Source organism: Burkholderia sp. Ac-20345 (genome assembly GCF_017104825.1).
In the GTDB taxonomy this organism is placed as follows: domain Bacteria; phylum Pseudomonadota; class Gammaproteobacteria; order Burkholderiales; family Burkholderiaceae; genus Burkholderia; species Burkholderia lata_B.
Genome location: NZ_JAAGPO010000052.1, coordinates 41,552 through 59,977 on the forward strand (window position 1 = coordinate 41,552; position 18,426 = coordinate 59,977).

Annotated in this window: 18 protein-coding genes and 1 pseudogene; 17 read left to right on the forward strand and 2 right to left on the reverse strand. The window is 65.3% G+C overall.

Annotation, left to right across the window (positions count from 1 at the left end):
• Nucleotides 1–74 precede the first annotated feature (74 nt).
• The 12 genes from G3O06_RS20075 to cysM all read left to right on the forward strand — a co-directional run bounded on the left by G3O06_RS20075 (nucleotide 75) and on the right by cysM (nucleotide 11,981).
• Nucleotides 75–1,001 carry a prephenate dehydrogenase/arogenate dehydrogenase family protein gene (locus tag G3O06_RS20075; protein ID WP_205817242.1) on the forward strand — a complete coding sequence of 309 codons (927 nt, stop codon included), beginning with the start codon at nucleotides 75–77 and terminating at the stop codon, nucleotides 999–1,001.
• Between the two features lie 13 nt (nucleotides 1,002–1,014).
• Nucleotides 1,015–2,319, forward strand: a complete 1,305-nt coding sequence (gene aroA, locus G3O06_RS20080; RefSeq protein WP_174970256.1) for a 3-phosphoshikimate 1-carboxyvinyltransferase — start codon at nucleotides 1,015–1,017, stop codon at nucleotides 2,317–2,319.
• Between the two features lie 13 nt (nucleotides 2,320–2,332).
• Nucleotides 2,333–3,019 carry a (d)CMP kinase gene (gene cmk / locus G3O06_RS20085; protein WP_039343267.1) on the forward strand — a complete coding sequence of 229 codons (687 nt, stop codon included), beginning with the start codon at nucleotides 2,333–2,335 and terminating at the stop codon, nucleotides 3,017–3,019.
• 123 nt (nucleotides 3,020–3,142) lie between these two features.
• The gene (gene rpsA / locus G3O06_RS20090) at nucleotides 3,143–4,873 is read left to right on the forward strand and encodes a 30S ribosomal protein S1 (RefSeq protein ID WP_346779540.1); all 1,731 of its coding nucleotides are present in this window, start codon (nucleotides 3,143–3,145) and stop codon (nucleotides 4,871–4,873) included.
• Between the two features lie 22 nt (nucleotides 4,874–4,895).
• Nucleotides 4,896–5,219 (forward strand): integration host factor subunit beta, encoded by a 324-nt coding sequence (locus G3O06_RS20095; protein ID WP_006486894.1) that lies wholly within the window; start codon nucleotides 4,896–4,898, stop codon nucleotides 5,217–5,219.
• A 210-nt stretch (nucleotides 5,220–5,429) separates the two neighbouring features.
• Entirely contained in the window at nucleotides 5,430–5,723 is a 294-nt protein-coding gene (locus G3O06_RS20100; protein ID WP_021157458.1) for a LapA family protein, read from the forward strand.
• A gap of 53 nt (nucleotides 5,724–5,776) precedes the next feature.
• Nucleotides 5,777–6,949: a lipopolysaccharide assembly protein LapB gene (gene lapB / locus G3O06_RS20105; RefSeq protein ID WP_011351337.1), complete on the forward strand. Its 1,173-nt coding sequence runs from the start codon at nucleotides 5,777–5,779 to the stop codon at nucleotides 6,947–6,949.
• Nucleotides 6,950–7,039: 90 nt separating this feature from the next.
• Complete coding sequence (locus tag G3O06_RS20110; RefSeq protein ID WP_205817243.1) at nucleotides 7,040–8,440, forward strand: UDP-glucose/GDP-mannose dehydrogenase family protein; 1,401 nt, start codon at nucleotides 7,040–7,042, stop codon at nucleotides 8,438–8,440.
• Between the two features lie 7 nt (nucleotides 8,441–8,447).
• Nucleotides 8,448–9,398 carry a D-glycero-beta-D-manno-heptose-7-phosphate kinase gene (rfaE1, locus tag G3O06_RS20115; RefSeq protein ID WP_174918098.1) on the forward strand — a complete coding sequence of 317 codons (951 nt, stop codon included), beginning with the start codon at nucleotides 8,448–8,450 and terminating at the stop codon, nucleotides 9,396–9,398.
• Between the two features lie 64 nt (nucleotides 9,399–9,462).
• Nucleotides 9,463–10,455, forward strand: a complete 993-nt coding sequence (gene rfaD / locus G3O06_RS20120; RefSeq protein WP_174988941.1) for an ADP-glyceromanno-heptose 6-epimerase — start codon at nucleotides 9,463–9,465, stop codon at nucleotides 10,453–10,455.
• Between the two features lie 73 nt (nucleotides 10,456–10,528).
• Complete coding sequence (locus G3O06_RS20125; RefSeq protein ID WP_174988943.1) at nucleotides 10,529–10,864, forward strand: helix-hairpin-helix domain-containing protein; 336 nt, start codon at nucleotides 10,529–10,531, stop codon at nucleotides 10,862–10,864.
• 214 nt (nucleotides 10,865–11,078) lie between these two features.
• Nucleotides 11,079–11,981, forward strand: coding sequence for a cysteine synthase CysM (gene cysM / locus G3O06_RS20130; RefSeq protein ID WP_174918101.1), 903 nt, complete (start codon nucleotides 11,079–11,081; stop codon nucleotides 11,979–11,981).
• Nucleotides 11,982–12,059: 78 nt separating this feature from the next.
• Here the strand turns inward: cysM and mltB are convergent, their stop codons facing one another.
• Nucleotides 12,060–13,403, reverse strand: a complete 1,344-nt coding sequence (mltB, locus tag G3O06_RS20135; RefSeq protein WP_205817244.1) for a lytic murein transglycosylase B — start codon at nucleotides 13,401–13,403, stop codon at nucleotides 12,060–12,062.
• Between the two features lie 43 nt (nucleotides 13,404–13,446).
• On the opposite strand from mltB, the gene G3O06_RS20140 reads away from it, so the two are divergent.
• Nucleotides 13,447–14,370, forward strand: coding sequence for a histone deacetylase family protein (locus tag G3O06_RS20140; RefSeq protein WP_011351344.1), 924 nt, complete (start codon nucleotides 13,447–13,449; stop codon nucleotides 14,368–14,370).
• 30 nt (nucleotides 14,371–14,400) lie between these two features.
• Here the strand turns inward: G3O06_RS20140 and G3O06_RS20145 are convergent, their stop codons facing one another.
• The gene (locus G3O06_RS20145) at nucleotides 14,401–15,321 is read right to left on the reverse strand and encodes an alpha/beta hydrolase (RefSeq protein WP_205817245.1); all 921 of its coding nucleotides are present in this window, start codon (nucleotides 15,319–15,321) and stop codon (nucleotides 14,401–14,403) included.
• A gap of 218 nt (nucleotides 15,322–15,539) precedes the next feature.
• Here G3O06_RS20145 and G3O06_RS20150 point away from each other — a divergent pair, with 218 nt between their 5' ends.
• From G3O06_RS20150 to G3O06_RS20165, 4 genes and pseudogenes are all read left to right on the forward strand, one after another.
• On the forward strand, nucleotides 15,540–16,574 hold the full coding sequence (locus G3O06_RS20150; RefSeq protein WP_174918105.1) for a methionine ABC transporter ATP-binding protein: 1,035 nt from the start codon (nucleotides 15,540–15,542) through the stop codon (nucleotides 16,572–16,574).
• Complete coding sequence (locus G3O06_RS20155) at nucleotides 16,564–17,217, forward strand: methionine ABC transporter permease (RefSeq protein WP_174918106.1); 654 nt, start codon at nucleotides 16,564–16,566, stop codon at nucleotides 17,215–17,217. Before G3O06_RS20150 ends, G3O06_RS20155 begins: the two co-directional genes overlap by 11 nt.
• Before the next feature lie 29 nt (nucleotides 17,218–17,246).
• Nucleotides 17,247–18,041, forward strand: a complete 795-nt coding sequence (locus tag G3O06_RS20160; protein WP_205817246.1) for a MetQ/NlpA family ABC transporter substrate-binding protein — start codon at nucleotides 17,247–17,249, stop codon at nucleotides 18,039–18,041.
• Between the two features lie 228 nt (nucleotides 18,042–18,269).
• Nucleotides 18,270–18,426: pseudogene (locus tag G3O06_RS20165) on the forward strand (electron transfer flavoprotein subunit beta/FixA family protein); the annotation flags it as partial.

An 18,426-nucleotide genomic window follows, 5' to 3' on the forward strand; every position in this document is an offset into this window, starting at 1 on the left:
ATGCGGGCCCGTTGCCCGGAATCTGGAATTCCGTGTGCGGGGCGTCGTCCCGCGCGCGTAACTTGGCTCTTGTCGTGTCAGGCTTTGCATTCAACAAACTGGTCATCTTCGGCGTCGGCCTGATTGGCGGATCGCTGGCCCGCGCGCTGCGCGAGCGCGCGCCGGGCGGCGCGGGCGAGATCGTCGGCGTGGGCCGTTCTCGTGCGTCGGTCGAGCGGGCGCTCGCGCTCGGCGTGATCGACCGCACGGCGGCGCTCGACGACGATGCTCAATTGCGCGACGCGCTGGCAGGCGCTGATCTCGTGCTGCTGGCCGCGCCCGTCGCGCAAACGGGCCCGTTGCTCGCGCGCATCGCGCCGTGGCTTGAAGCGGCGACGATCGTCACCGATGCCGGCAGCACCAAGTCCGATGTCGTCGCGGCCGCGCGCGCAGCGCTCGGTGAACGTATCGCGCAGTTCGTGCCGGGCCATCCGATCGCCGGTCGGGAATCGAGCGGCGTCGAGGCCGCGTTGCCGGATCTGTACGTCGGCCGCAACGTCGTGCTGTGCCCGCTGCCGGAGAACGCACCCGAATCCGTTGCGCGGATCGACGCGATGTGGCGCGCGACCGGCGCCGACGTGCGCATGATGAGCACCGAACAGCACGATCGCGTGTTTGCGTCGATCAGTCACCTGCCGCACGTGCTGTCGTTCGCGCTCGTCGAGCAGATTCTCGGCGAGGCCGACGCGGAACTGAAATTCTCGTACGCGGCGGGCGGCTTCCGCGATTTCACGCGCATCGCGGCGTCGAGCCCGGAGATGTGGCGCGACGTGTGCGTCGCGAACCGCGCGGCGCTGCTCGATGAACTCGACGGCTACACGCGCGTGCTCACGCGGCTGCGCGCGGCGATCGACGCCGGCGACGGCGCGGCGCTCGAAGCGGTGTTCACGCGCTCGCGCGCCGCGCGCAAGGCATGGCAGGAGCGTGGCGGCACGCCCGCTGCCGAACCGGTCAAGAAATAACAGGACGATTCCCATGGACTATCTCGATCTCGGCCCGTACTCCAGCGCATCGGGCACCGTGCGCCTGCCCGGCTCCAAGAGCATTTCGAACCGCGTGCTGCTGCTCGCGGCGCTTGCCGAAGGCGAAACGACGATCACGAACCTGCTCGACTCCGACGACACGCGCGTGATGCTCGACGCACTCGGCAAGCTCGGCGTGAAGCTCGCGCGCGACGGCGACACTTGCGTCGTCGCGGGCACGCGCGGCGCATTCACCGCGAAGACGGCCGACCTGTTCCTCGGCAATGCGGGCACGGCCGTGCGGCCGCTGACCGCCGCGCTCGCGGTGAACGGCGGCGACTATCGCGTGCACGGCGTGCCGCGCATGCACGAGCGGCCGATCGGCGACCTCGTCGACGGCCTGCGTCAGATCGGCGCGCAGATCGACTACGAGTTGAACGAGGGCTACCCGCCGCTGCGGATCAAGCCCGCGAATATTTCCGTCGACGCGCCGATCCGTGTGCGCGGCGACGTGTCGAGCCAGTTCCTCACGGCGCTGCTGATGACGCTGCCGCTCGTGAAGGCGAAGGACGGCAAGACTGTCGTCGAGGTCGACGGCGAGCTGATCTCGAAGCCGTACATCGACATCACGATCCGGCTGATGGAGCGCTTCGGCGTGACTGTCGAGCGCGACGGCTGGCAGCGTTTCGTCGTGCCGGCCGGCGTCCGCTACCGCTCGCCGGGGCGGATCATGGTCGAGGGCGATGCGTCGTCCGCATCGTACTTCCTCGCGGCCGGCGCGCTTGGCGGCGGGCCGCTGCGCGTCGAGGGCGTGGGGCGCGCGAGCATCCAGGGTGACGTCGGTTTCGCGAACGCGCTGATGCAGATGGGCGCGAACGTGACGATGGGCGACGACTGGATCGACGTGCGCGGCATCGGCCACGACCACGGCAAGCTCGAGCCGATCGACATGGACTTCAACCTGATTCCCGATGCGGCGATGACCATCGCGGTTGCGGCGCTGTTCGCGAACGGCACGAGCACGCTGCGCAACATCGCGAGCTGGCGCGTGAAGGAAACCGACCGCATCGCCGCGATGGCGACCGAGCTGCGCAAGGTCGGCGCGATCGTCGAGGAAGGCCCGGACTACCTCGTCGTCACGCCGCCGGAAAAGCTCACGCCGAACGCGGCGATCGACACGTACGACGATCACCGGATGGCGATGTGCTTCTCGCTCGTCAGCCTGGGCGGCGTGCCCGTGCGGATCAACGATCCGAAGTGCGTCGGCAAGACGTTCCCCGACTATTTCGACCGCTTCGCCGCGCTCGCCAAAGCCTGACCCCACTGTTCTGATGAAATCGACCCGACCCTTTCACCCGACTCCCGTCATTACGATCGACGGCCCGACTGCGTCCGGCAAGGGCACCGTCGCCGCGCTCGTCGCCGCGCACCTTGGCTTCCACCTGCTCGACAGCGGCGCGCTGTACCGGCTCGCCGCGCTCGCGAGCGTGCGCTACGGCATCGAGGCGGAGGACATCGACGCGCTGGTGAAGCTGATCGACGATCTCCACATCACGTTCCGCGAAGGCTGCGCACAGCTCGACGGCGTCGATGTGTCGAACGATATCCGCGCCGAAGCGGTCGGCAACCGCGCGTCGGCGATCGCCGTGCACGGGCCCGTGCGCACCGCGCTCGTCGCGCGCCAGCGGGCGTTCCGCAAGACGCCGGGCCTCGTTGCGGACGGGCGCGACATGGGCACCGTGATCTTCCCGGACGCCGTGCTGAAGGTGTTCCTGACGGCCAGCGCGGAGGCGCGCGCGACCAGACGGCATAAGCAATTGATGCAAAAAGGTTTTTCTGCTAATATAGATGACTTGCTCCGGGATCTTCGTGAACGTGACGCGCGCGACAGCAATCGCGCGGCCGCGCCGCTGAAGCCCGCGGCAGATGCCAAGCTGCTCGATACGTCGGCACTGTCGGTCGATGAAGCCGTCGATCAGGTGCTGCAGTGGTACCGGGCGCTCGGCCAGCCCGCCTGAGAAGGCGGGTAGCGGTAGGTGCTCCGCGTGTAAGTGCGGAGCGTGTTTCGAACCCTTAACCCAGTGTGGACCTCGATCTGGCCCTTTCAGCCTGCCATTCCGGCCGGCGTGGCACAGCGATCCATGCACAATCAGATTTTTATGTCCGACCTGCAAACCTCCAACCCGAATACTGAATCTTTCGCGGCTCTGTTCGAAGAGTCGCTGACCCGCCAAGACATGCGCGCCGGCGAAGTGATTTCCGCCGAAGTCGTGCGCGTCGACCACAACTTCGTGGTCGTCAATGCAGGCCTGAAGTCCGAGGCTTACATTCCGATCGAGGAATTCCTGAACGATCAGGGCGAGGTTGAGGTGCAGTCGGGCGATTTCGTGTCCGTCGCGATCGACGCACTCGAAAACGGCTACGGCGACACGATCCTGTCGCGCGACAAGGCGAAGCGCCTTGCATCGTGGCTGTCGCTGGAAAAGGCTCTCGACAACAACGAACTCGTCACCGGCACGATCACCGGCAAGGTGAAGGGCGGCATGACCGTGATGGTCAACGGCATCCGCGCGTTCCTGCCGGGTTCGCTGGTCGACACGCGTCCGGTCAAGGACACGACCCCGTACGAAGGCAAGACGCTCGAGTTCCGCGTGATCAAGCTCGATCGCAAGCGTAACAACGTCGTGCTGTCGCGTCGTGCAGTGATCGAAGCAACCCAAGGCGAAGAGCGCGCGAAGCTGCTCGAGACGCTGAAGGAAGGCGCGATCGTCAACGGCGTGGTCAAGAACATCACCGACTACGGCGCGTTCGTCGACCTCGGCGGCATCGACGGCCTGCTGCACATCACCGACATCGCATGGCGTCGTGTGCGTCACCCGAGCGAAGTCCTGTCGGTTGGCCAGGAAGTCACCGCGAAGATCCTCAAGTTCGACCAAGAGAAGAACCGCGTCTCGCTGGGCATCAAGCAACTGGGCGACGATCCGTGGGAAGGCATCTCGCGCCGTTACCCGTCGGGCACGCGCCTGTTCGGCAAGGTCACGAACATCACCGACTACGGCGCATTCGTCGAAGTGGAATCGGGCATCGAAGGCCTTGTCCACGTATCGGAAATGGACTGGACCAACAAGAACGTTGCTCCGTCGAAGGTTGTCCAGCTGGGCGACGAAGTCGAAGTCATGGTCCTCGAGATCGACGAAGACCGTCGTCGTATCAGCCTCGGCATGAAGCAGTGCAAGCCGAATCCGTGGGATGACTTCAGCCGCAACTTCAAGAAGGGCGACAAGATCACGGGCGCAATCAAGTCGATCACCGACTTCGGCGTGTTCATCGGTCTGCCGGGCGGTATCGACGGCCTGGTCCACCTGTCGGACCTGTCGTGGAGCGAAACCGGCGAAGAAGCTGTTCGCAAGTACAAGAAGGGCGACGAAGTCGAAGCAATCGTGCTCGGTATCGACGTCGAGAAGGAGCGTATTTCGCTCGGCATCAAGCAGCTCGAAGGCGACCCGTTCAGCAACTACGTTGCAATGAACGACAAGGGCTCGATCGTCGACGGCGTCGTGAAGTCGGTCGATGCGAAGGGTGCGGTCATCACGCTGACGGGCGACATCGAAGGCTACCTGCGCGCATCGGAAATCGCACAGGATCGCGTCGAAGATGCACGCAACGTGCTGAAGGAAGGCGACAAGGTCAACGCGATGGTGATCAACATCGATCGCAAGTCGCGCGGCATCAACCTGTCGATCAAGGCGAAGGATTCGGCTGAACAACAGGAAGCGATCCGCGGCCTGCAGTCGGACACCAGCGCTGCTGCGACCGGTACGACCAACCTCGGCGCGCTGCTGAAGGCGAAGCTCGACGGCCAGAACCAGTAAGCCTTACGAGGTCTGCTGAAGTATGACCAAATCCGAGTTGGTCGCGCAGCTGGCATCGCGATTTCCGCAACTTGTCCTCAAGGATGCGGATTTCGCGGTGAAAACGATGCTCGATGCGATGTCTGACGCCCTGGCGAAAGGGCATCGCATTGAAATTCGGGGTTTCGGCAGCTTTGGCCTCAACCGTCGCCCGGCGCGCGTCGGACGCAACCCGAAGTCGGGGGAGAAAGTGCAGGTGCCCGAGAAGTTCGTGCCGCACTTCAAGCCCGGCAAGGAATTGCGTGAACGCGTCGACGGCCGCGCGGGTGAACCGCTGAAGGCTGACGATCCGGACGACGAGCGTTGAGCGTCATCCGGTTTGCCCGGAACCCATCCGGCGAAGGCTGAAAAGAAAAGCGCCCCTTGCGGGCGCTTTTTTCATTTCCGGCGATCGCCGCGCAACGGGCACGCGCAGGATCTGCGCAGCCGCGGAAACGCATCCTTTACAATACGGGTCGATTCGGCGCGACGAAGGGGAGTCGCGCGCCGCGGCAAACCTCAACAAAGAGAGGGCTTCATGAAGTTTATCGTCTGGCTGATCCGGGTATTGGTGTTCGTGCTGCTGCTGGTGCTTGCGCTGGCCAATACGCAAACCGCGACGCTGAATTTCGTTGCCGGCTATTCATGGCAAGCGCCGCTGATCCTGATCGGCTTGGCGTTCTTCGCCGTGGGGCTGCTGGCAGGCTTGCTGTCTGCGCTGCCTTCGATCTTCCGCCTGCGTCTCGAGAACGGGCGCCTGAAGCGCGACCTGCGCGCGGCGCGCGAAACGCCGGCCGTCATCGACCAACCGCCGATGCCGCCCGTCATTTAACACGGACGCCGCGCGATCATCGCGCGGTTTTCGTCTCTGCTTCGATATTTCGCATGGATCTGGATTTCTGGTGGTTGCTCGCGATTCCGGTCGCGTTCGCGCTTGGTTGGGCGGCGTCACGCTATGACCTGAAGAATCTCCTGTCGGAGAGTGCCAACCTGCCGCGATCGTATTTTCGCGGCCTGAATTTTCTGTTGAACGAACAACCCGACAAGGCGATCGACGCATTCATCGAGGTCGCCAAGCTCGATCCCGAGACGGTCGAGCTGCACTTTGCGCTCGGCAACCTGTTTCGCCGCCGCGGCGAGACCGACCGCGCGATCCGCGTGCACCAGAACCTGCTGAGCCGCACGGACCTGCCGGTCAACGAGCGCGATCACGCGCTCTACGAGCTTGGCCAGGATTTCCTGAAAGCCGGCCTGCTCGATCGTGCCGAGGAAGCGTTTCACAAGCTCGCCGATGGCGATTACGCGCTCGGCGCGCAGCGGGCGCTGCTGACGATCTACGAGATCGAGAAGGACTGGAACAAGTCGATCGATACGGCGAAGCGCATCGAGTCGATGAGCGACAAACCGCTCGGCGTAGAAATTGCCCAGTTTCACTGCGAACTCGCGCAGGACGCGCTGCAGCGCAAGAACGCGGCAGCGGCAGCCGAACAGCTGCGCCTGGCGCTGACCGTGAACCCGCAGAACGTTCGCGCGACGGTCCTGTCCGGCGATGCGGCGGAAGCGGAGGGCAACCACGCAGCCGCGATCGAGCACTGGAAGCGCGTTGAAGCGCAGAATCCGGCGTATCTGCCGCTCGTCGCCGACAAGCTGATGAAGGCGTATGTCGCGCTGGGCAAGAACGCCGAAGGCGCCGAGCTGCTGATGGGGTACATCGACCGCTATCCGTCGAACGACCTGCTCGACATCGCGTACCAGCACATCGCGGGGTTGCGTGGTCAGGACGCGGCGCACACGCTCGCGCGCACGCAGATGGAGAAGTCGCCGAACCTGTCGGGGATGCTGCATCTGCTCGATGCGCAAATCGCCGCGGCCGACGAACCGCGTCGTAAGGAACTTGAAATGATGCGTGCGCTGATCAAGCAGCGCACGAAGAATCTGCCACGGTATACGTGCCAGAATTGCGGTTTCCGGGCACGGCTTTTCTATTGGCAGTGCCCCGGATGCAGCGGCTGGGAAACCTATGCGCCGCGCCGCGTCGAACCTGCGATGCCGGGCTGATCCCGGCACGCGGAGCCAACGCGCTGCGGTTGCCGCCGGGTTCGTCCCGGCGGCCAAGTTAGTCAATTACCGGGAAGTACCGGAACATCTATGAAAATCACCATCATCGGCACCGGCTATGTCGGTCTCGTCACGGGCGCCTGCCTCGCGGAGATCGGTCACGACGTCTTCTGTCTCGACGTCGATCAGCGCAAGATCGACATCCTGAACAACGGCGGGATGCCGATTCACGAACCGGGGCTGCTGGACATCATCGCGCGCAACCGCGCGGCCGGGCGCCTGCGCTTCTCGACCGATATCGAGGCGAGCGTCGCGCACGGCGAGATCCAGTTCATCGCCGTCGGCACACCGCCCGACGAGGACGGCTCGGCCGACCTGCAGTACGTGCTCGAAGCCGCGCGCAACATCGGCCGCCACATGACGGGCTTCAAGGTGATCGTCGACAAGTCGACGGTGCCGGTCGGCACCGCGCAGCGTGTGCACGGCGTGGTCGACGAGGCGCTTGCCGCCCGCGGGCTGGCAGGCAGCGTCGCGCATCGCTTCTCGGTCGTGTCGAACCCGGAGTTCCTGAAGGAAGGCGCCGCGGTCGAAGACTTCATGCGTCCGGACCGGATCATCATCGGCGTCGACGACGACGAGACGGGCACGATCGCGCGCGAGAAGATGAAGAAGCTGTACGCGCCGTTCAACCGCAACCACGAGCGCACGATCTACATGGACGTGCGATCGGCCGAGTTTGCCAAATATGCGGCGAACGCGATGCTTGCAACGCGCATCTCGTTCATGAACGAGATGTCGAATCTCGCCGACAAGGTCGGCGCGGACATCGAGGCCGTGCGCCGCGGGATCGGCTCCGATCCGCGCATCGGCTATCACTTCCTGTACGCCGGCGTCGGCTACGGCGGCTCGTGCTTCCCGAAGGACGTCCAGGCGCTGATTCGCACGGCCGGCGAGAACGGCCAGCCGCTGCGCATCCTGGAAGCGGTCGAGGCGGCCAACCATGCGCAGAAGGACGTGCTGATCGGCAAGATCGAGCAGCGCTTCGGTGCCGACCTGACCGGCCGCGAGTTCGCGGTCTGGGGCCTGGCGTTCAAGCCGAACACCGACGACATGCGCGAGGCGCCGAGCCGCCGCCTGATCGCCGCGCTGCTCGAACGCGGCGCGACCGTGCGTGCGTACGATCCGGTCGCGGTCGACGAGGCACGGCGGGTGTTTGCGCTCGATTTCGGCACGGATCCGGACACGCTGGCGCGGCTGCATCTCGTCGAGACGCAGGACATCGCCGTGACGGGCGCGGATGCGCTCGTGATCGTGACCGAGTGGAAGGAATTCCGGAGCCCCGATTTCACGCGCCTGAAGGCCGAATTGAAGGCACCGGTGATCTTCGACGGTCGCAACCTGTACGAGCCGGACGCGATGGCCGAACTGGGCATCGATTACTACGCGATCGGCCGGCCGTATGTCGATCCCAAGTCGTCCACCCGTGGCTGACCACACGATGAATACTCTCCGCGAAGTCGTTCCGGTGCCGCGCGAGCAGCTCGCGCGCTCGCGCGTGCTTGTCGTCGGCGACGTGATGCTCGACCGCTACTGGTTCGGCAACGTCGATCGCATTTCGCCTGAAGCGCCGGTGCCGGTCGTGCACGTGCAGCGCCAGGAAGAGCGCCTCGGCGGCGCAGCCAACGTCGCGCGCAACGCCGTGACGCTCGGCGGCCAGGCCGGGTTGCTGTGCGTCGTCGGTTGCGACGAACCCGGCGAGCGGATCGTCGAGTTGCTCGGCAGCAGCGGCGTGACGCCGCATCTCGAGCGCGACCCGGCGTTGCCGACCACGATCAAGCTGCGCGTGCTCGCGCGCCAGCAGCAACTGCTGCGCGTCGATTTCGAGGCCACGCCGACGCACGAGGTGCTGCTCGCGGGGCTTGCGCGCTTCGACGCGCTGCTGCCGCAGCACGACGTCGTGCTGATGTCGGATTACGCGAAAGGCGGCCTGACGCACGTCACGACGATGATCGAGAAGGCGCGCGCGGCCGGCAAGTCCGTCCTCGTCGACCCGAAGGGCGACGACTGGGCGCGCTATCGCGGCGCGTCGCTGATTACGCCGAATCGCGCGGAATTGCGTGAAGTGGTCGGGCAGTGGAAATCGGAAGATGATCTGCGTGCGCGTGTCGCGCAGCTGCGCGCGGAACTCAACATCGACGCGCTGCTGCTCACGCGTTCGGAAGAAGGGATGACGCTCTTTTCCGCCAACGGCGAATTGCACGCACCGGCGCTCGCGCGCGAGGTGTTCGACGTGTCGGGCGCGGGCGATACCGTGATCGCGACGGTCGCGACGATGCTCGGCGCAGGCGTGCCGCTCGTCGACGCCGTCGTGCTCGCGAATCGCGCGGCGGGCATCGTGGTCGGCAAGCTCGGCACGGCCACGGTGGACTACGACGAACTGTTTCACTGAGCGCATGCGTGCGGCGCGACGAGCGCGCCGCACGCATGGCTCGCACTTTTCAGGCAGGACGATCATGACCCTCATCGTCACCGGCGCAGCCGGTTTTATCGGCGCGAACATCGTCAAGGCGCTCAACGAGCGCGGCGAGACGCGCATCATCGCGGTCGACAACCTGACGCGCGCGGACAAGTTCCGGAATCTCGTCGATTGCGAGATCGACGACTATCTGGACAAGACGGAATTCGTCGAACGCTTCGCACGCGGCGATTTCGGCAAGGTACGCGCGGTGTTCCACGAAGGCGCCTGTTCGGACACGATGGAAACCGACGGCCGCTACATGATGGACAACAACTTCCGCTACAGCCGCGCGGTGCTCGACACCTGCCTCGCGCAGGGTACGCAGTTCCTGTACGCGTCGTCGGCGGCGATCTACGGCGGCTCGACGCGTTTCGTCGAGGAGCGTGACGTCGAGGCGCCGCTCAATGTCTACGGTTATTCGAAGTTCCTGTTCGACCAGGTGATCCGTCGCGTGCTGCCGACCGCGAAGAGCCAGATCGCCGGCTTCCGCTATTTCAACGTGTACGGCCCGCGCGAGACGCACAAGGGGCGCATGGCGTCGGTCGCGTTCCACAACTTCAACCAGTTCCGCGCGGAAGGCAAGGTGAAGCTGTTCGGCGAATACAACGGCTATGCACCGGGCGAGCAGACGCGTGACTTCGTGTCGGTCGAGGACGTGACGAAGGTGAACCTGTTCTTCTTCGATCATCCGGAGAAGTCGGGCATCTTCAACCTCGGCACGGGCCGTGCGCAGCCGTTCAACGATATCGCGTCGACGGTCGTGAATACGCTGCGCGCGCTCGACAACCTGCCGCCGCTGACGCTCGCGCAGCAGGTCGAGCAGGGGCTGATCGAATACGTGCCGTTCCCCGATGCATTGCGCGGCAAGTACCAGTGCTTCACGCAGGCCGACCAGTCGAAGCTGCGCGCGGCCGGTTACGACGCGCCGTTCCTGACCGTGCAGGAAGGTGTCGACCGCTACGTGCGTTGGCTATCCGGCCAGGTTTAAGCGGAAGCGTTGCATCGATAGACTGGGTCTCACGGTCGGCAGCCGCCGGCCGTATTCATCGGAGATCCAGCACATGATCAGGAAATGGTTGGCCGCAGCGGCAATGCTCGGCACGATCGCGTCGGCCTGGGCGGCCGTCGACGTCAACACCGCGAACGAGGATGCGCTCGTCGGCATCAAGGGCATCGGCCCGGCACGGGCGAAGGCAATTCTCGACGAGCGCGGCGCACGCGGTCCGTTCAGGAATGCGGAAGATCTCGCATCACGCGTGAAAGGCATGGGCGGTCATACCGTCGAGCGGCTTCAGCAGGAAGGGCTGACGATAGGTGCGGCCGGCACGTTGCCGGCCGCGGGCAAGCCGACGGCAGCCAAGCCTGCCGCCGCACCCGCTCGCACCGCACAGAAGTAGCGCGCCGCGCGCGGCCGACAACGAGCTCCTTCAGTCGCCGTCGTTGCGACGGCTTCCCGCGGCATGCCGCGGGTTTTTTGCGTGGGCACGGCGTATGTGGCGGCCACGCGTTGCACGGCACGCGTATTCCATCGTCGCAATGGGGTTGCCGGCGCGAGCAGCGGTGCTGGTTTACAATCGATTGATTGATCGGCCTCGTACTTACGGTATATCCATGGCTTACAAAACTATCGAAGACACGATCGGCAATACGCCGCTCGTCCAACTGGTCCGCTTGCCGGACGACGAGATTCGCGCGCGCAACAACGTCGTGCTCGCGAAGCTCGAAGGCAACAATCCGGCCGGTTCCGTGAAGGATCGTCCCGCACTGTCGATGATCAGCAAGGCCGAGGCGCGCGGGCGCATCAAGCCGGGCGACACGCTGATCGAGGCGACGAGCGGCAACACGGGTATCGCACTCGCGATGGCAGCGGCGATCCGCGGCTACAAGATGGTGCTGATCATGCCGGAGGACCTGTCGGTCGAGCGCCGCCAGAGCATGGCCGCCTACGGCGCCGAAATCATCCTGACGCCGGTGAAGGGCGGGATGGAGCTGGCGCGTGATCTCGCGGACGAGATGCAGCGCGAAGGCAAGGGCGTGATCCTCGACCAGTTCGCGAACCCCGACAATCCGATTGCACACTACGAAGCGACGGGCCCGGAAATCTGGCGCGATACCGAAGGGCGCATCACGCATTTCGTGTCGGCAATGGGTACGACGGGCACGATCATGGGCACGTCGCACTATCTGAAGGAGCAGAATCCGGCGATCGAGATCGTCGGTGCGCAGCCGGAGGAAGGTTCGCGCATTCCGGGCATCCGCAAGTGGCCGGAAGCGTACATGCCGACCATCTTCGATCGCAGCCGCGTCGACCGTGTCGAGAATGTGAGCCAGGCCGCGGCGGAAACGATGGCGCGCCGGCTCGCGTCGGTCGAAGGCATCTTCGCGGGCATTTCGTCGGGCGGCGCATGCGAAGTCGCGATGCGCATCGCGCGTCAGGTCGAGAATGCGACGATCGTGTTCATCGTCTGCGATCGCGGCGACCGCTACCTGTCCACGGGCGTGTTTCCCGCCTGAACGCGGGCAGGCGCGCGTCGAGCGCGTGCGAAAAAAAAGCGCCGCTTGTGCGGCGCTTTTTCTTTGGGCAGTCGGTGCTTACTGCGATTCGGTGTCGGTGGTGGCCGGCTGAAGCGCGCCGCTCGCTTCCATCTGTGCTTTCACGGCCTCGCCGAGCTGGTACACGGTGAGTGCGTAGAAGAAGCTGCGGTTGTAGCGCGTCAGCACGTAAAAATTCTTGAGCCCGAGCATGTATTCGGTCGCGCGACCCGGCGACGGCAGGTCGACTACCGTCACGGGCGTACCGGCTTCGGTGGTGATGTTGACCGTCGGCTCGTTCAGCGTCATGCCCGCGCGCATCAGTTGCGACAGCGCCCAGTGCGGTTCGGGCTGGCCGTCGGCGGCGGCCTGTGCGATTCCCAGGCTGCCCGTATCGGGCGTGATCTGCCAGACCACCGGGCGGTCGGTTTCCCAGCCGTGCTGCTTCAGGTAGTTCGCGACGCTGCCGATCGCATCGACAGGACTGCTGCGCAGGTCGACATGGCCCGTGCCGTCGAAGTCGACCGCGTATTCGCGGATGCTGCTCGGCAGGAACTGCGGGATCCCGATCGCGCCCGTATACGAGCCGAGCACGGTGGTCGGGTCGAGCTGGTTGTCGCGAGTCCAGACCAGGAAGTCCTCGAGGTTCTTGCGGAACGTCGCCTGGCGGCTGTCGCGATTCGGCGTGTCCGGGTAGTCGAACGTGAGCGTCGTCAGCGCGTCGAGCACGCGGAAATTGCCCATGTAGCGGCCGTAGATCGTCTCGACGCCGATGATGCCGACGACCACCTCGGGCGGCACGCCGAACTGCTCGGATGCACGCTGCAGCGTTGCCTGGTTCGCCTTCCAGAATTTCACGCCCGCGTTGATGCGGATCGGCTCGATGAAGCGCGAGCGATAGACGCGCCAGTTCTTGACCGTCGGCGACGGGGCCGGCCTCACCAGCTTGACGGCCGTCGCCGAATAGCTGATGCGCGAGAACAGCGCGTGCAGGCTGGTGGAGTCGAAGCCGTTGCGGCTCACCATCTCGTCGATGAATGCGTCGACCTTCGCGTTGTTCGCGTAACGCTGCGGAACGATTTCCTCTTCGAAGGTCTGGCCTTGCGGCGTCGGCTGCTGCGGCTGGGCCTGTGCGACGAGCTTGCCCGCGGACTTCGCGGGCTGCGTCTGCGCGCCGGCAGGTGCGGTGCCGAGGGCCGCGACCACCGCGGCCGCAACGAGCGGGACGCGCACACGGAACAGCGCGGAGAGAAGGGCGGCAGGCTTGCTGGAATTCATGTCGAAGCGGGCGGACAGGGCGATTGGGTTCGGCGCAGTATACCCGACGGATCCGGCGCGCCGGGGCGTGGCGGGCCCCCGTTGTGGTAAGTTAGCGGCGAATTCGCGGCAGACGATGGACATCATTGATGGAGACCTGCGGCGCACCGTGCGCCGTGGATGACAGCTTATGGCAACCGCTTTCTATACGCACCCCGACTGCATGCTGCACGAGATGGGGGAATGGCATCCGGAATGCCCGGCCCGCCTGTCGGCGATCCAGGATCAACTGATCGCGAGCCGCATCGACGACCTGATCGTGCACGAAACCGCACCGTTCGCGAGCGAGGTGGCGCTGGGCCGGGTGCATACGCAGGCGCACATCGACTATATCCGGAGCATGACGCCGGTCGACGGCTACGTCGAGATCGATCCCGATACACTGATGAACCGCGATACGTGGCGCGCGGCGCTGCGCGCGGCCGGTGCCGCGATCGCGGCGACCGACGCGGTGATCGAAGGCCGCTATGCGAATGCGTTCTGCGGCGTCCGTCCGCCCGGCCACCATGCGGAGCCCGCGCGTGCGATGGGTTTCTGCTTCTTCAACAACGTCGCGATCGCCGCGCGGCATGCGCTCGACGTACACGGTCTCGAGCGTGTCGCGATCATCGACTTCGACGTGCACCATGGCAACGGCACCGAGGCCGCATTCGCGAACGACGAGCGCGTGCTGATGTGCAGCTTCTTCCAGCATCCGCTGTACCCGTTCTCCGGCGTCGATCACCAGGCGCCGAACATGGTCAACCTGCCGATGCCCGCGCGCAGCAACGGGATGGCGATCCGCGAAGCCGTCGACATGTTCTGGCTGCCGCGCCTCGATGCGTTCAAGCCGCAGATGCTGTTCGTGTCGGCGGGTTTCGATGCGCATCGCGAGGACGACATCGGCAACCTCGGCCTCGTCGAAGCCGACTTCGAATGGCTGACCGCGCAAATCGTCGACGTGGCGCGGCGGCATGCGCAGGGCCGCATCGTGAGCTGCCTCGAAGGCGGCTACAACCTGTCCGCGCTCGGGCGCAGCGTCGTTGCGCACCTGCGCGTGCTGGCCGGCATCTGATTGGCGTTCGACCCGCCGTGCCGTGTGCGCTCAGCGTGCCGGCACGCGCGCGTGAATCCACGCGATCAGCGCGTCGATCACGCGATCGCGTTCGAGATCGTTCATCGTTTCGTGAAAGCCGCCTTCGTATAGCGTCAGCGTGCGATCGGTCGAGCCGACGCGCGCACCGAACGCCCGGCTGCCGTCGGGCTCGGTCAGTTTGTCCTCGGTACCGTGATAGACGAGCACCGGAACGCGCAACCCACCGCGGCCGGTTTCGATGCGTGCCATCGCGTCGAGAATCTCCGCACCGGTGCGCGCGGGCACCGCGCCGTGATGCACGAGCGGGTCGGCGCGATTGGCCGCAACGATGGCCGGATCGCGCGACAGCAGCGCTGCATCGATCTTGATCGCGGGGAAGGTCGGCCATGCGCGGCTGATGACGCGGCTCACCGCGAGCATCCAGCGCGGCACGTCGCGTCCCGGCGCGAGCGCCGGGCTCGACAGCACGAGGCCCGTCAGCGAGTGGCCGCGTGCCGGCGCGCGTTCGATCGCATACAGCGCCGCGACCGCGCCTCCCATGCTGTGCCCCATCAGGAACAGCGGCGAATTGCCGCGCGCGGCTTCGGCGACCAGCGCATCCGCATCGTTCAGGTAGCCGTCGAAGCGCTCGACCCACGCACGCTTGCCGGGTGACTGGCCGTGTCCGCGCAGGTCGATCGCGAGCACGTCGATGCCGGCCGCATTCAGCCGGCCGGCGAGTGCGGCATAGCGGCCTGCATGTTCGGCAAGGCCGTGCACGAGTGCGATCGTCGCGCGCGGCGGCGCGGCGCCGTCGCTGGCCGTCCAGCGGTACGACGCCAGTTCGAGCCCGTCCGCGGTACGCAGCCGGCCCATGGTCGGCGCGGGCGACGACGAAGGCGTCGGTCCGGCGTTAGCGGGTACGGCGGCCGGCGTGGTGGTGGCGGTCATCTGGCGTGTCCCCTGTCGGTTGGCATGTGTGTTCCGGATCATAGTCGCGGCACCGTCGCGACGCGCCAGCGGCGCTCCTCTAATTTCGTGTGGTTATGAAAAGATCGAAATCGATTATTAAGGGGAATGAGGGGTTTGCGGTAAAATCGACGGTTATTCCAGATGCATCGGCGGCCGACTGGCGGGCCAACTCGCCGGCCGGCCGCCGTTTTGTTTACATGATCGAATTACGCAATCTTTCGCAGCGATTTCCCGGGCCGGGCGGTTGGGTCGAGGCGCTGCGCAACATCAACCTGACGATCCCGCAGGGTGAGGTGTTCGGCATCATCGGCCGCAGCGGCGCCGGCAAGAGCACGCTCGTGCGCACCATCAACCTGCTCACGCGGCCGACCGAAGGCAATGTCGTCGTCGGCGGGCGCGATCTCACGCTGCTGCCGGCCGGCGCGCTGCGCGAGGCGCGCCGCGAGATCGGCATGATCTTCCAGCACTTCAACCTGCTGTCGTCGCGTACGGTGTTCGACAACGTCGCGCTGCCGCTCGAGTTGGCCGGCGCAAGTCGTGCCGAGATCGAGGCCGCCGTGCTGCCGCTGCTCGACCTCGTCGGGCTGTCCGCGCAGAAGGATCGCTATCCGGCGCAGATCAGCGGCGGGCAAAAGCAGCGCGTCGGCATCGCACGCGCGCTCGCGAGCCAGCCGAAGGTGCTGCTGTCGGACGAAGCGACGTCCGCGCTCGATCCCGAGACCACGCGTTCGATCCTCGACCTGCTGAAGCGCATCAACCGCGAACTCGGGCTGACGATCGTGCTGATCACGCACCAGATGGAAGTGATCAAGCAGGTGTGCGATCGCGTCGCCGTGCTCGATGCAGGGCGCGTGGTCGAGGAAGGCCGCGTGATCGACGTGTTCCTGCAGCCGCATCACGAAGTGACGCGCGCGCTGATCGGCGACGTGATCGCGCAGGAATTGCCGCCCGCGCTGAAGGCGCGCGTGACCGAGCGACTGAAGACGGGCAGCGGGCATCTGCTGCGGCTCGCGTTCACGGGCTCGGGTGTCGACCAGCCGATCCTGTCGGAGACGATCCGCCGGTACGAACTCGATTTCAACATCCTGCACGGCCAGATCGACGAGATCCAGGGGCAGGCATTCGGTTCGCTCGCGGTGCTCGCGGGCGGCGAGCCGGGCAAGGTCGGGCAGGCGCTCGCGTTCCTGCGCGAGCAAGGTGTGGTGGTAGAGGAGCTTTCGTATGTTGAGTGAGATGTTCGATATGTTCGTGCAGTCGTTCTGGGAGACGCTGATCATGGTCGGCATCTCCGGAGTGGTCGGCGCGCTCGTCGGCCTTCCGCTCGGCGTGCTGCTCTACCTGACCGACCGCCAGGGCGTGATGCAGAACCTCGCGGTGAATCGCGTGCTCGGCGGCATCGTGAATGCCGTCCGCTCGACGCCGTTCATCATCCTGCTGGTCGCCGTGATTCCGTTCACGCGTCTCATCACGGGTTCGTCGATCGGCACGGCCGCGGCGGTCGTGCCGCTGACGCTCGCGGCCGCGCCGTTCATCGCGCGTCTCGTCGAGACGGCGTTGCGCGAAGTCGACCGCGGGCTGATCGAGGCCGCGCAATCGATGGGTGCGACCACGTCGCAGATCGTCTTCAAGGTGCTGCTGCCGGAATCGCTGCCGGGCGTCGTGGCGGGCCTGACGATCACGTTCGTGTCGCTGGTCGGCTATTCGGCGATGGCGGGCGCGATCGGCGGTGGCGGCCTCGGCGATCTCGGGATCCGCTACGGCTACCAGCGCTATCTGCCCGAAGTGATGTGGACGGTGGTCGCGATCCTGATCGTGTTCGTGCAGATCGTGCAGTCGTTCGGCGACTGGCTCGTCCGCCGGCTGAGCCACAAGTAAAACAACACTGATCCGTTAGGGGACACACGATGCAACGACGCTTCATGCTGAAATTCGCGGCGGCACTGGGCGCGGCCGCGCTGTTCGCGGGCGCGCACGCGCAGGCCGAAACCATCAAGGTGGGCGTGACGGGCGGGCCGCACGCGCAGATCATGGAAGCGGTGAAGAAGGTCGCGGCGAAGAGCGGCCTCGACATCCGCATCGTCGAATTCTCCGATTACGTGCAGCCGAACGCCGCGCTCGCGTCGGGCGACCTCGACGCGAACAGCTACCAGCACGATCCGTATCTGCAGGCGCAGGTGAAGGATCGCGGCTACAAGCTGATCGAGGTCGCGGATACCGTCACGTTCCCGATGGGCATCTATTCGAAGCGCGTGAAGTCGCTGGCCGAACTGAAGCCGGGCGCGCGCATCGCGGTTCCGAACGATCCGACCAACGGCGGCCGTGCGCTGCTGCTGCTGCAAAAGCAGGGCCTGCTGAAACTGCGCGCGGACGCGGGGCTGAAGGCGACACCGCTCGATATCGTCGACAATCCGCGCAAGCTGAAGATCGTCGAACTGGATGCGGCGCAGATTCCGCGCTCGCTCGGCGACGTCGACGCGGCCGCGATCAACACCAACTACGCGATGGAAGCGGGGTTGAAACCGAAACAGGACGCGATCGCGATCGAGGGCCCGAACGGCCCGTACGCGAACATCCTGGCGATCCGCGAGGCGGACCGGAACAAGCCGTGGGTCGCGAAACTGGTCGCGGCCTATCATTCGGCCGATGTGAAGCAGTTCATTGAAGGCAAGTTCGGCGGAGCGGTCATTGCCGCCTGGTAACGGGCGAAGCACGGGGCGCCCGGCGAGATTAGAGTCGATGATCGAAAACCCGGGCTTTGCGTCCGGGTTTTTTCTCTTTTAAAATAGAACGACCGTTCGCTATCATTGGCGCGTCGCCAAGAAGCGGTATCCTCGACAACCACGAAGGTTGGGTCCGCTTGGCCGCGCAGTCATGAGGCCTCGCTATAGAATGGCCTCTGGTCGTATTCGTAACTTTGGAGCGTGTGCATGAAAATCCTGGTGCCAGTGAAAAGAGTGGTCGATTACAACGTGAAGGTCCGCGTGAAGTCGGACAACACGGGTGTCGACATCGCGAACGTGAAGATGTCGATGAACCCGTTCGACGAAATCGCGGTTGAAGAAGCCGTGCGCCTGAAGGAAGCGG